Raw genomic sequence first — 13,167 nt, 5'->3', positions numbered from 1 at the left:
CCGATGATAGTGCGGATTCCCGTGTGAAAGTAGGTCATCGTCAGGCTAATATCCAAAGCAAAACCCCTGTCTCTCACGAGGCAGGGGTTTTTGCTTTGGGCAAAGGAAAATCAGACCATCGTTCATTGAAGCCGTGAACTCGGACCGAAGGCGCGCTTCACTTCGGCCCGGAATCGCTCCGGCCGATAACGAGTGCGCGCGACGACAGTTTCCGCATAGGCGTTCAGCCGACGCCGGTCATCCTCGCTGAACTGCTTGGCGGCCAGCATGATGACCGGGATGTTGGCCGTGCGGCTGTCGGCCTTGAGCGCTTCCACGACTTCGAGACCTCCCATGTCGCGCATCAGCAGTTCGAGGATGACCAGATCGGGCAGGTGATGCTGCGTCAACTGGATGCCCTGGCGGCCGCCCGATGCATGCAGGAAGGAATAGCCCGGCTGGCCGAGTTCGGCATTCAAGGCCTCATGATTGCCGCCGTCGTCGATGACCAGTACCTTGAACTGGCGCGCCTCGGTAGGCCGCAGGCCGAGGCTGCCCAGTTCGCGATGCAGATCGTCGCGCCGGATCGGCTTCTGCATCACGGCGGCGGCACCCAGCGAAGCGCCGACCTCATGGTCGGCGTCCAGCGACACCACGACGACCGGGACCTCCGCCCAGGCCGGTAGCTCCTGGAGGCGACAGAGGAACTCCCAGCCGTCCATGCCGGGCAGATGAATGTCCAGCGTGATCAGATCGGGCCTGAAACCCGGTGCCAGGGCCAGGGCGTCCTCGGCTGACGGAGCCAGGCGCACGCGGAAGCCTTCGGCCTCGAGTTGCGCACGTATCAGTTCGGCACCGGCCGCATCGTCCTCGACCACCAAGGCCCACGGAGAGACCGGCGCGTCGGCCCTGCTGGGCGAAGCGGCGGCGGCTTGCATTGCGGCCTCGGGTTTCGTTGTGGCCTCGGGTGTTCCATCGCCTCCGCAGGGCAGCCAGAAGCTGAAGCAGCTTCCCTTGCCTGGTTCACTGCTGACGGCCAGGGCGCCGCCGTGCAGTTCCACCAGGCCGGCGACCGTGACCAGCCCCAGGCCCGTCCCTTCCAACTGGCGTGTCGCCTCGTTGCGGATCTGGGCAAACGGCTTGAACAACTGGTCGAGGTCCTCCGGCGAAAGGCCCAGGCCCTGGTCGGCGATGTTGAACTCGATGAAGCAGTCCTCGATTCCTTCTGGCAGCGGCGTCCGCATGCCGTGGACATCGTTGCCGGGAATCGCATGGGTCGCGCGCTGGCGGTCGACCTGCCGTGCGCTCAGGCGGACGCTGCCTCCCGCGGGGCTGAACTTGACCGCGTTGGTCAGCAGGTTCAGCAGGATCTGCTTGGCACGCCGACGGTCGGCCTGCAGGGCTTCGGCAGCGCCGGCATGCGCTACGTCAAGCAGCACGCCTCGCGCCGCCGCGCGATCCCGCACCAGCAGCGTCGCATCGTCGAGCAGGGCGTTCACCAAGACATGTTCGCGTTCGATCTCCACCTTGCCGGCCTCGATCTTGGCGAGGTCGAGCAAGTCGTTGATCAGGTCCAGCAGGTGGCGGCCACTGTCATGGATGTGGCGGCAGAACTCCGCCTGGCGCGGCTGCAGGGGACCGGTCAGGCCTTCCTTCAGGATCTCGGAGAAACCGATGATCGCGTTGAGCGGCGTGCGCAGCTCGTGCGACATGGTGGACATGAAGTCCGTCTTCGCCTGATTGACCCGGGCCAGTTCGAGATTGGCCTGCTCAAGCGCCTCGTTCTTGCGTGCCAGCTCGGCCAGCAGTTCGGCGCGGCTGGCGGCCAGCTGGTTGGCGGCGCGGGCCTCCGCGGCCTCCATTTCCATGTTGAGCCACTGCAGCCGGGCGCGGCGGTTGATGTCCTCGGACTGCTTGCGGCGCAGCTGCGCCCGCACCCGCGCCTTGAGCACCTCGAAATCGGCTGACTTGGGAATGAAGTCGTCGGCACCGGCCTCCAGCGCCTCCAGCATCACTTCGCGCTCCTCGTGCTCGCTGAGCATCAGCAGCGGGATCTCGCACAGCAGGGGCACGGCGCGGATGCGCTCGCAGGCCTCCCGCCCGCTCATGCCGGGCATCTGCAGGTCCATCAGGATGATGTCCACCGCCTGGACGGCCAGCAGTTCGAGGGCATGCTCGCCCGAGCGAGCGGGGATCACGTCGTAGCCCTCGCCGCGCAGCAGCGTGCCCAGCGTGTCGAGATAGGCCGGGCTGTCGTCGACCGCGAGGATCTTCTTCGGCCCCAGTTCGCCGCCGGCCGCCGGGCCGATGGCCAGGGGGCCTCCGCGCAGCATGGCGCTCAGCCGTGCGAGCACCAGGGCCTCGTCCTGCGTCTTGCGCACGAAGGCGTCGGCGCCGGCATCGAGGGCGCGCAGCTCCGCGCCGGGCTCGTCGCTGGCCGTCAGCAGCAGGCAGGGCGTGTCGCGCAGCGCAGCATCCAGGCGCACGCGTCGGATCACCGCCGCGCCGTCGATGCCCGGCAGCTGCTGGTCGACCAGCAGCGCGTCCGGCCGCGCCGCGCCGGCGATCAGCAGGCCGTCTTCGCCGCTGGCGGCGAGCAGGACCTGGTAGCCGGCTCGCTCGAGGTGATCGCGCATGGCTTCGCGGAAGCTGGCGCTGTCGTCGATCAGGAGCACGGTCGGCGTCGCCTGCCGGGGCCTGCCGCGATGATGGGTGCGCAGCAGTTCGCGGGCGCGCGCAGTCACGTAGCCACGGTCGTAGGGCTTGCCCACGTACTCGTCGGCACCCATCTGCAGGCCGCGCAGCCGGTCCTTCACCTCGGCTTCGCCCGAGAGCATGAGGACGACGATGTCGCGCCCGCCCGGACGCTCGCGCAGCTCGCGCAGCAGCTCGACACCGCTGCCGTCCGGCAACTGGACGTCCAGCACGACCAGGGCCGGCTGGTGCGCGGCCAGGAAGCGCCGCGCCGAGGCGAGGTCGGCACAGGCCGAGCAGGCCAGCCCGGCCTCGTCGAAGGCCTCCTGAAGGTCCATGCGCACCGTCAGGCTGTCATCGACGATCAGGATCAGTTCCTTCATGGGTTCGGGCTGCCCAGCGGGGACTCGGGCGGGACGCCGCACAGCACGGACAGCGAGCTGCCGATCTGGTCCAGTGGCAGCACCCGCTCCGCCGCGCCGAGCAGCACCGCCTCGCGCGGCATGCCGTAGATCACCGAGCTGGCCTCGTCCTGGGCAATGGTGGCGCCGCCGGCGCGGCGGATGGCCAGCAGCCCGGTGGCGCCGTCGCGGCCCATGCCGGTGAGCAGCGCCGCCGCGGCCCGCGAGCCCACTTCCGCGGCCACCGAGTCGAACAGCGCGTCCACCGAGGGCCGGCAGGAGTGGCGCGGGGGCGCCTCGGTCAGCCGGATCAGGCCGCTCTGGACGATCATGTGCCGGTCGGCGGGCGCCAGCAGCACGCGGCCGGCGCAGGCGGCCAGGCTCTCGCCGTCGCGCGCGTAGGAGACGCGGTGCGGGGTCTGCGCGTCGAGCCAGTCCGAGAAAGCGGCGGCGAAGGGCTCGTTGATGTGCATCACGACCAGCACGGGCACGTGGAGCCGCTTCGGCAGGGCGCCGAGCACGTCCACCAGGGCACCGGGCCCGCCTGTCGAGGCGCCCAGCGCGATCAGCGAGCAGCGGGCGCGCCCGGCCGGGGCCGCAGGAGGCGACGACAGCGGCGCCAGTCCGCCGGGCTGCGTCTGCGGCGCGCTCGCGGCGCGGGCGCCGACGCGCGCCTTCAGGTGCGTGATCACCGGCACCCGCGCCACCAGGCGCAGGGTGGCCATGTAGCGCTTCTCCCAGCTGCCGTCGTCGTCGGCCCGGGGCTTCTCCATCATGTCGACGGCGCCGGCGGCCACCGCGTCATAGGTACGGAACAGCTCGCCGCGGTTCATCGAGGCCGAGACGACGAGGATCGGCGTCGGGCAGTGGGCCATGATGTATTCGGTCGCTGCCAGGCCGGTCATGATGGGCAGCATCATGTCCATGGAGATCACGTCGGGGCGCAGCGCCTGGCACAGCTCGATCGCCTGCTTGCCGTCGGCCGCCTCGCCCACGACGATGACATCCGGTTCTTCCTCCAGGATCTCGCACAGGCGCTTGCGCACCGTGAGCGAATCTTCGACGACGAGAACTCTCAGTTGTTTCATAGATGGGGTCTGCTTGCCTGTTGTCTAAGCGTTGCCGTGCACCAGCTGGCGCACCTTCTGCAGGAAATCCGACTGCGCGAACTCGCCCTTCACGATATAGCCGCTGGCCCCGACGTCGATGCCCCGCTGCTTGTCCGCCGCAGAGTTCAGCGAGGTGATCAGCACCGCCGGCACCTTGCCCAGCACCGGATCCGCCCGGGTGCGCTCCACGAAGGTGAAGCCGTCCATGCCGGGCATCTCCACGTCCACGAGGAAGAGGGCGTAGCGCTGCTGCCTGGCCTTCTCCAGCCCCTCCTCGGCGGACATGGCGGCATGCACCGTGTAGCCGGCCGATTCGAGGATGCTCTGCTCCAGCATGCGCGTGGTCAAGGAGTCGTCGATGACCAGGATCGGCAGCTTCTGGGCCTCGGCGACCTGCGACCGGGCCAGCGTGGCGCGGGCGAAGGCGCACAGGCCGTCCGGGTCCAACACCAGCTGCGGCCGGCCCTCGACGTCCACCGACACGCCCGCCAGCAGTTCGTGCGGCGGCATCAGCTCGGGTGGGTCGCGCAGCGTCACGTAGGCGGTGCCGACGATGCGGTCCACCGCGATGGCCGCCAGGCCCAGGTCACCCGCATCGCCCGAACTGCCCTGCACGATCACCGCGGACGAGCGGTGCCCGTTCTTCTTCGAGCCTTCGTCCGCGCGCTCGCCGCCGTGGGCCAGCGCGTCGGCCAGCGCGGCATAGGGCACCGAACGGCCCTCATAGGCGATCGAGCAGCCCTGGGCGCTGATAGCGATGTCCTCGGGCAGCAGGCGCAGCGTGCGCCGCACGGCGTCCAGCGGCAGCGATTGCGGCACGCCGCCGGCCTCCACCTGCAGCACCTCCAGCGCCGCCATGCGCAGCGGCACGATCAGGCTCAGCGTCGTGCCGCGGCCCGGCTCGGTGCTCATCTTGACCTCGCCGCCCAGCCGGTCCGAGGCGTCGCGCACCACGTCCAGCCCCACGCCGCGGCCGGCTAGCTCGTTGACCGTGGCGGCCGTGCTGAGGCCGCCGCGCAGCAGGAACTGCAGCAGCGCCTGGGCATCCAGCGCGTGCTCGGCGCCGGGTGCCACCCAGCCCTTGTCGCGGGCCTTGCGGCGCAGCGTGTCCAGGTCCATGCCGGCCCCGTCGTCCGTGCACTCGAAGGCCACGCGCCGGCCCAGGCGCGAGACCCGCACGCTGACCCGCCCGCGCGCCGCCTTGCCCGTGGCCATGCGCTGCGCCGCGGGCTCGATGCCGTGCGCGACCGCATTGCGCACCATCTGCATCAGCGCGCCCTGCACCAGGTTGAGAACCTCGCCGTCCAGCCGCACGTCGCCGCCGACGCCCTCGAAATCCACCTCCTTGCCCAGGGCGTGGCCCGCATCGCGGGCCGCCCGCTGCAGCGGCGAGAAGAGCCGTGCCGCCGGCGTCAGCCGCAGCCGTTCGGCGCTGTCGCGCACCTGGTCCAGCTCGCGGTCCATCTGGTACAGCGAGGCCTCGTAGTTCTGGCCGAAGCCGGCCAGCATCATGCTCAGCTCCTGGGCCAGCAGGCGCCGCTCGCCGGCCTTGCCGTTGCTGGCGGCTGCTGCGCCGGTCTCGCTGGCCAGCCGGCTGGCCAGTGTCTGCGCCAGGCCGGTGGCGCGGCGGGCCTGGTCGAGCGTGCGGCGCAGCAGCGCCAACTGGCGATGGGCCTGGCTGACCGCATCGAGCAGGCTGTCCATGTCGCCCTCGTCGGCGCGGGCCGTCGCGGCCGGTGCCGGCGCATGGGCCGCCGGGAGGGCCGGCTGTGCTGCCTGCACCGGAGGCGGCGTCGGCCCCGCGTCGCCGACGGCCGCAGGTACCGGCGCTGCCGGAACTGCCGGAACTGCCACTGCCGGCGGCGCAGGTGCGGCATTCAATGCCACCAGGCTCGCGGCGATGCTGTCGTGCAGCCCCAGCAGCCCCTCGATCTGCTCCGGCGTCGGCGCGCCGCCGGCGTCGCGCAGCGCCGTCAGGACGTCCTCCATCGCATGCACATGCTCGGCGATGTCGGCCAGCTTGACCACGCGCGCCGCGCCCTTGAGCGTGTGCGTCAGTCGCAGCAGCAGGCTCAGCGTGCCGGCGTCGTCGGCCCGCTCCAGCGCGAGGATGCCGGCGCTGATCTGGTCCTGCAGCTCGGCCGCCTCGATGCGGAAGAAGCGGTACGGGTCCTTGTTGCCGGTGGCCATGGGCGATCAGGCGGAGAGATGCTCGCCGAACTCGCGCTGCTGCTGCTGTGGCTGCACCATGCGCAGCAGTTCCTTCGACAGCAGGGACAGCTGCTTGGCCGTCTGGAAGGTCTGGGCCGAGCTGGTCTCCGTCTCGCGGGTCGACTGGGCGGTGTTGGCGATCGCGATGTTCACCTGCTCCACCGCGGTGGCCTGCTGCTTGGTGGAGAGCTCGATCTCGCGCGCCGCATCGGTCGTCGTCGCCACCAGCGTGGCGATGCGCACGAAGGACGTGGCCACCTCGCTGAACTGGCGCGAGCCCATGTCCACCGCCTTGGAGCCGGTCTCGGTGGCCATCACCGTGGTGTTGACGGCCCCGCGCACGTCGTCGATCAGGCTGCGGATCTCCTTGGTCGAGCCGGCCACGCGGTCGGCCAGCTTGCGGATCTCGTCGGCCACCACGCCGAAGCGCTTGCCCATCTCGCCCGCGCCGGTGGCCTCGATGGTGGCATTGATGGCCAGGATGTTGGTCTGCTCGGCCAGCTCCGAGACGATCTCCAGCACCGCCCCGATCTGCTGCGACTTGCGGCCCAGGTCCAGCATGTGGTCCACCACCATGTCCACCTGCTGGCGGATGCCGGTGATCGAGTCGCGCGCCAGCTGCACCGTACCGTCGCCGGCGCGGGCCGCGTCGGCGGTCTGCTCGGCCACCGTGGCCACGCGCTGCGCGCTCTCGGCGATCTGGCGCGAGGCGGCGAGCAGCTCGGTGATCGTGGTGGTGATCTCCGTCATCGAGGTCGAAGACTCGCGCGCCCCGGCCGCCTGCTGCGTGGCCGCCGTCTGCAGTTCGTTGGACGAGCGCTGCACGTGCTGCACGGCGCCGGCGATCTGGTTGGTCAGCCCGCGCGTCAGCGTGAACCCCGCGCCGGTGATGACCAGCAGGCAGGCGATCGTGCCGAACACGATCGCGTTGTTCGCGGTGCTCGCAGCCGCTTCGACGTCGTCGGCCCGCTGCTTGAGGATGCGGCTCTCCTCGGCCTGCAGCGCTTCCGAGCGCGCGACAAGTTCATCCATCAGCGTCTTGCCGTCACCATCGCTGATGAATTTCATCGCCGCATCGCGGCCGCTGCTGCGGTAGATGTCCACCGACTTGCTGGCGTAGTCCATCTTGGCCTTGGCCGCCTGCAGCACCAGCGTCAGCTGCTGCTGCTCGGCGGCGCTGTCGCCGATCATTTCGCGCAGCTTCGGGCCGGGCTTCTGCCAGCCCTCCTTGGACTGCGCGATCTGCGGCAGGTAGGACTCGTCGCCGGTGAGGATCAGCCCCCGCTGCTGGCTTTCCATGTCGCTGACGATGCGCACGAGCAGGGCCAGCTGGTCCTGGACATCGCTGATGTGCGTGACCGCGTAGCTGGTCTTCGTCAGCGTGCCGATGCTGCGGTAGGCCATGCCGCCGACGAACAGCATCAGGATGAAGGCCAGCGCGAAGCCCAGCGCGATCTTCTTGCCAAAGGTCCACATGTGTCGGTCTCCTCCGTATGCTGTTGTTGCTCGATCAGGCTCCTGCCGCCTGTGCCGCCTGCTGCACCGCTTCGCGGATGTTCAGCAGGATCGACTGGATGGACACGATGGGCCGCAACTGGCCCTCGCATCTCAGGGTCTCGCCGGTGTACAGCCGTGCGTCCGCGCCGCGCGCCTTGGCGATCGCGCTGTCAGGCAGGCGCACATGGCGTTCGAACACGTCGAAGGCCAGGCCCAGCGGCGCGCCGTTGACGGCCACCCACCAGGCCGGTGCCTCGCCGCCTCCACCGCTGCCCAGCAGCACCCGCAGGTCGTACACCGGCATCACGGTGGCGCGGAAGCTGCACAGCCCCAGCAACTCGGCGCGGCGCGTGGGGCAGGGCGTCAGCCCGCCCAGCGTCTGCAGCCCGCCGACCTCGTCCAGCCGCAGCGCATAGCTGCCGCTGCCGGCCCGGATGGCCAGGTAGTCGTGCATGTCCGAGCTGTCCTCGACCGGGGCGCGCACGAAGGCCTCGTCGAAGGCTTCGCGCCACTGCTGCGCCCGGGCCAGGGTGGCGGTGTCGCCGTCGTCGCTCCGGGTCATCGGGTCTTCCTCCCTTCGGCCGCCCGCAGTTCGGAGCGGCACATGTTCTGCAGCGCGATGCGGTCGAAGCCGCCGCCGAACATCAGCAGGCGCTGCGGGCTTTCATGCTCGAGCAGGTCCAGCGCGCGGGCCAGCTCGTGGCGGTGCGCCTTGGCATCGCCGCGCTGGCGGGCCAGGCGGCCGCGATGCAGGTGCGGCAGCGCGAAGCCGCTGTCCAGCCGGCAAGCCTGCTCGAAGCGGTGCAGCGCGGCCTGCCCGTCGCCATTGCTCTCGCGGCACAGCGCGATGACGTAGTGCGCCGCGGCGCTGCGCACGTCGTGCGTCAGCACCTCGTGGGCCAGGTCCTCGGCGGCCGAGAACTCGCCGTCGTGCAGGCGCAGCATCGCCCGCAGCAGCAAGGCATCGGGGTGGCGACGGCAGTCGCTGTCGAGCTGGCTCAGGCAGGCATCGGCGGCTTCGAAACGCTCCTGCGCGAACAGGTCCAGCGCCTCCTCGAAATGGTCGATCGCGGCCGGCAGCGTGATCGCGGCCGCCGCCGGGCCGGTGGCGGTGAGGTCGCGCACGCGCTCCGAGGAGCGGTCGATCGTCTCGACCCAGGCCGTGCTGGGCGCGGCGGGGGCGAAGGCCGGGCGCGCCGGCGCCGCCCCGCCCTCACAGCGCCGGTAGTAGAAGGTGCCGTGCGTGTGGCAGAGCTGGAAGGTGCGGGTCAGGTCGCGCAGGCTCTCCGAATGGCCGAGGAAGAAATAGCCGTCCGGCGCCAGCGCCTGCGTCATCCGCGCCACCGCGTCGTGCAGCGCCGCCCGGTTGAAGTACATCAGCACGTTGCGGGCGAAGATCACGTCGAAGGCGCCGGGCCGCCAGAAGTGCGGCGCCGGCTCGTTCAGGTTGATCATCTCGAAGCGCACGGCTGCGCGCAGCTTCGGGTCGAGCACGAACTCCGAGCCCTCGGGCCTGAACCAGCGATGGCGGGCGTTCTCGGGCGTCTCGCGCAGGCTCCAGCTGGTGTAGCGGCCGGAGCGCGCCCTGCGCAGCACCTCCGGGTTCAGGTCCACGCCCAGCAGCGAGATGTCCCAGTCGCGGTCCGGGGTCAGGTCTTGCATCAGCATCGCGACCGTGTAGATCTCCTCGCCGCTGGCGCAGCCGGCCGAGAGGATGCGCAGGCTGCGCGTGTAGCGCCGCGCATGCAGCAGCTCCGGCAGCACCCGCTCGCGCAGCGCGTGGAACTGCTCGATGTTGCGGAAGAAGTAGGTCTCGGCCGTCGTCAGTTCCGGCGCCAGCGCCTCGAACTCGTGCGGCAGCAGGTCGGTATGCAGCGCATTGAGGTAGCTCTCGGGCGTCAGCCGGTGCCAGGTGGAGCGGCGCTGCAGCAGCTCGTCCAGCATGGCCGCCTGCCGGTCCTGGAACTCCAGGCCCAGGCGGCGCAGCACCAGGTCGCGGAAGCGGGCCAGGGCTTCGGCAGCCGCGGGATCGGGCGCCAGCGCCGCTGCTTCGTCGAGCGAGCGCGTCGTCGTCATGCCTGTGCCTCGCTGGGCACCTCCGGCGCCTCGGCCTCGGGTGTTGCGGCCTGCGCGACCGCATCCAAGGCCTCCAGCACGTCGTCCTCGGGCAGCAGCTTGGCGCTGTCCAGGACCAGCAGCAGCTCCGCGTCGATCTTGCCCAGCGCCGTCAGCGTGCCGTGGCCGGCATGGCGCAGCAGCGGCGGCAGTTCCTGCAGTTCGTCGCGGTTCAGCGTGCGGGTGCCCAGCACCGGGCCGACCGCCAGCGCCACGCGCCGCTCGCCCACCCGCAGCGTCACGTAGCGCAGCACCGGCGCATCGCGCTCGCCGAGCACGCGGGCCACGTCGATCACCGGCTGGGCCTCGCCACGGATCAGCGCCACGCCGAGGACGTGCTCAGGCGCGCCTGTCAGCGGCGCCACCTTCAGAGGTCGGAGCGTCTCCAGCACGTGGACCAGCGGCAGCGCGCACAGCCGGGTGCCGATGCGGCACAGCAGCGAATGCTCGACCAGCGTGCTCATCGCCATTCCCGGCCCTTGCGGGCTCTGCAGGTCAATGTGGACATCGCACCTCCCTGCGTCGAGTCTAGGGCAAGAACCCGGGCAGTGGTTCAAAAATGACGCTTGCATAACGCGTTAGCTCAGCGGCGGCATACTGCGCCCCGATTGCCCCCGAACGCGATGCCCGAGGAGATGCGATGAGGCGAGCTTGCCTGCTGCCGTTGGCGCTGGCCCGGCCCCTGCTGGCCTGCCTGCTGGCGCTGCTTGCCGCCACGGCGCCGGCGCAGGCGCCGCGGGTGCTGCGCCTGGCCAGCGCCAACGATCCGCAGACCATGGACCCGCACGCCGTCGCGCTGCTCTACAACAGCCGCGTGATGCAGCAGATCTACGAGGGCCTGGTGGACCGCGATGAGCAGTTCCGCCTGCAGCCGGCGCTGGCCCTGTCGTGGCAGCCGGTGGATGGCAAGACCTGGCGCTTCAAGCTCAGGCCCGGTGTGAAGTTCCACGATGGCAGCGCCTTCAGCGCCGACGACGTGGTGTTCTCGATCGAGCGCGCGCTGGCGCCGCATTCGCAGCGGGCGCTGCAGCTGCGCGGCATCACCGGCGCGCGCAAGGTCGATGCGCTGACCGTGGACGTGCTGCTGCAGGCCACCGACGCGGTGCTGCCCCAGAAGCTCTGGAACGTTCTGATCATGAGCCGCGCTTGGGCCGAGCAGCACGAGGTGAGCCGGCCGCAGGACTACAACGCCAAGCAGGAGACCTTCGCGGTGCGCAACGCCATGGGCACCGGCCCCTTCATGCTGCGCCGCTACGAGGCCGATGCGCGCACCACGCTGGCCGCCTTCCCGCAGTGGTGGGGCCGCGACAGCCATCGGGGCAATCTCGACGAGGTGCAGTTCCAGGTCATCCAGGCCGACGCCACCCGGCTGGCCGCCCTCAGCTCCGGCCAGGTGGACGTGGTGCTGGATCCGCCCTTCCAAGACGTGCAGCGGCTGCGCCAGGCCGGCGGCCTGCAGGTGCTGCAGACACCGGACATCGGCACGCAGATGCTGGCCTTCGACCAGCATTCCGACGAACTGCCCGGCAGCGACATCAGGGGCCGCAACCCGTTCCGCGACCCGCGCGTGCGGCGCGCCGTCTACCAGGCGCTGGACATGGACCTGATCGTGCGCCAGGTGCTGCGCGGCCAGGGGCAGGCCACCGGCTCGATGCTCTCGGGCCTGATGGACGGCTACCGGCCCGAGTTCGAGCAGGGCCGCCCGCGCTACGACCCGGCGGCGGCCCGCGCGCTGCTGAAGGACGCGGGCTACCCGCAGGGCTTCGCCTTTCCCTTCGACTGCCTCAACGTGGGTTTCCGCGCCGCCGTCTGCCAGGCCATGACGGCGATGCTGGAGCGCGTAGGGCTGCGGGCGCGGCTGCAGACGGCCCCGGCCTCGCTGTTCTTCCCCAAGCTCACGCAAGCCACGATCAGCGCCGCCGAGTTCGGCTGGAGCCCCTCGCCGGACCCATGGCTGGTGCTGCAACCGCTGCTGCACACGCAGGACGGCAACGGCGGCGGTGTGTTCAACGCCGGTCGCTACAGCAATGCCGAGCTCGATGCGCTGATCGACGCGGTCCGCGTGGAGCCCGACCTGGCCCGACGCCGCGACCTGGTTGCCGAGGCCATGCGCCTGGTGGGCCGGGAACTGCCGGTGCTGCCGCTGTACCGCGTGATGCAGATCTGGGTGGCGCGGCCGGGCGTGACGCTGGTGCAGTGGCCCAATTCGGTGGCGCCGCTGCGCTTCGCGCGCATCGAGCGCTGAGCGGACGGCTCAGGGAGGCAGGTCGACGGGCCAGTCCTCGTTGAGCAGCGCGAACAGCTCGTGGTCGCGCCAGCCGCCGTCGATGAACAGGTAGCGCCGGCTCAGTCCTTCGAGCTGGAAGCCCAGGCGCTGCAGCACCTTGCGGCTGCGCAAGTTCTGCGGGCGCACGGCGGCCTGGATGCGGTGCAGCCGCACGCGCGGCCCGAACATCTCGGCGATCAGCGCGAGCAGCGCCTCGTGCATCAGCCCTTGGCCCTGCAGGGTGGCGTCCAGGCTGTAGCCGAGCATCGCGCTCTGCAGCGCGCCCCGCGCCAGTTGCGAGACGTGGACCTGGCCGTCCAGGCGCGTGGGCGTTTCGCGCCGGGCGAACCAGTAGCGGTAGGCGGTGCCCGCGGCGAAGGCCTGTTCGGCCTGGACCAGCCGTTCGACGACGCGCTCAGGGTCGAAATAGCCCACCGGGTAGTTCGGGTCCCAGGGGCGGAAATGCTCGGCATTGCGCAGCTGGTAGTCGCGCACCTCGGCCGCCAGGGCGGGGGTGGGGGCGCGCAGCAGGAGGCGCGGGCTCAGCAACTGCGGTTCGGCGGGCATCGCGGCTACGGGAGTTCCCTGATGAGGCCGATTATTGACGCGGCGCGCCACACGGATCGGTAGCGGCAGCCCTCATTTCGTCGCGCCAATCCGCAGTTCGTCGCGTCGCGCTGGCCGGCCCTGGGGCGCCTGTCGATACTGCAGGCATGCGACGACTGCCTGCTGTCACTGCAATCCTGGGGTTAGCCCTGATCCTGGCCCATCTGCCCGCCGAATCCAGCGAGGTGGTGCGCCTGGCGCGGCTGGTCATCACCGGCAAGCGCCTGAGCCCCGAGCGGCTGGAGCCGGTGGCGATCCAGGTCCCGGCCAAGGACGGCCCCACCCACAC

Annotated in this window: 10 protein-coding genes; 2 read left to right on the top strand and 8 right to left on the bottom strand. The window is 70.6% G+C overall.

What is annotated here, in order from left to right:
• Positions 1–122: 122 nt before the first annotated feature.
• From B0W88_RS23470 to B0W88_RS23440, 7 genes are read right to left on the bottom strand one after another with little or no spacing between them, the layout of a single operon-like run.
• Positions 123–3,056, bottom strand: coding sequence for a response regulator (locus B0W88_RS23470; protein ID WP_077037043.1), 2,934 nt, complete (start codon positions 3,054–3,056; stop codon positions 123–125).
• Entirely contained in the window at positions 3,053–4,162 is a 1,110-nt protein-coding gene (gene cheB / locus B0W88_RS23465) for a chemotaxis-specific protein-glutamate methyltransferase CheB (protein WP_077037042.1), read from the bottom strand. Before cheB ends, B0W88_RS23470 begins: the two co-directional genes overlap by 4 nt.
• A 24-nt stretch (positions 4,163–4,186) precedes the next feature.
• Positions 4,187–6,373 carry a response regulator gene (locus tag B0W88_RS23460; RefSeq protein WP_077037041.1) on the bottom strand — a complete coding sequence of 729 codons (2,187 nt, stop codon included), beginning with the start codon at positions 6,371–6,373 and terminating at the stop codon, positions 4,187–4,189.
• A 6-nt stretch (positions 6,374–6,379) separates the two neighbouring features.
• Positions 6,380–7,870, bottom strand: a complete 1,491-nt coding sequence (locus B0W88_RS23455; protein WP_077037040.1) for a methyl-accepting chemotaxis protein — start codon at positions 7,868–7,870, stop codon at positions 6,380–6,382.
• 34 nt (positions 7,871–7,904) lie between these two features.
• On the bottom strand, positions 7,905–8,453 hold the full coding sequence (locus tag B0W88_RS23450; RefSeq protein ID WP_077037039.1) for a chemotaxis protein CheW: 549 nt from the start codon (positions 8,451–8,453) through the stop codon (positions 7,905–7,907).
• A complete protein-coding gene (locus B0W88_RS23445) occupies positions 8,450–9,967 on the bottom strand; it encodes a protein-glutamate O-methyltransferase CheR (RefSeq protein WP_083749009.1) in 1,518 nt (505 codons plus the stop codon). The genes B0W88_RS23450 and B0W88_RS23445 overlap by 4 nt, the downstream gene beginning before the upstream one ends.
• Positions 9,964–10,470, bottom strand: coding sequence for a chemotaxis protein CheW (locus B0W88_RS23440; protein ID WP_158080928.1), 507 nt, complete (start codon positions 10,468–10,470; stop codon positions 9,964–9,966). The genes B0W88_RS23445 and B0W88_RS23440 overlap by 4 nt, the downstream gene beginning before the upstream one ends.
• Before the next feature lie 176 nt (positions 10,471–10,646).
• Here B0W88_RS23440 and B0W88_RS23435 point away from each other — a divergent pair, with 176 nt between their 5' ends.
• On the top strand, positions 10,647–12,251 hold the full coding sequence (locus B0W88_RS23435) for an ABC transporter substrate-binding protein (RefSeq protein ID WP_077037038.1): 1,605 nt from the start codon (positions 10,647–10,649) through the stop codon (positions 12,249–12,251).
• Between the two features lie 9 nt (positions 12,252–12,260).
• On the opposite strand, the gene B0W88_RS23430 is transcribed toward B0W88_RS23435, so the two are convergent.
• Complete coding sequence (locus B0W88_RS23430; protein ID WP_077037037.1) at positions 12,261–12,839, bottom strand: GNAT family N-acetyltransferase; 579 nt, start codon at positions 12,837–12,839, stop codon at positions 12,261–12,263.
• 146 nt (positions 12,840–12,985) lie between these two features.
• On the opposite strand from B0W88_RS23430, the gene B0W88_RS33150 reads away from it, so the two are divergent.
• A partial coding sequence (locus B0W88_RS33150) for a hypothetical protein (RefSeq protein ID WP_144006912.1) occupies positions 12,986–13,167 on the top strand: 182 nt, incomplete at its 3' end.

Source organism: Pelomonas sp. KK5 (assembly GCF_001984095.1).
Taxonomy (GTDB): domain Bacteria; phylum Pseudomonadota; class Gammaproteobacteria; order Burkholderiales; family Burkholderiaceae_C; genus KK5.
Note: the sequence above shows the minus strand (reverse complement) of the source record. Positions and strands in the feature narration are given on the sequence as shown.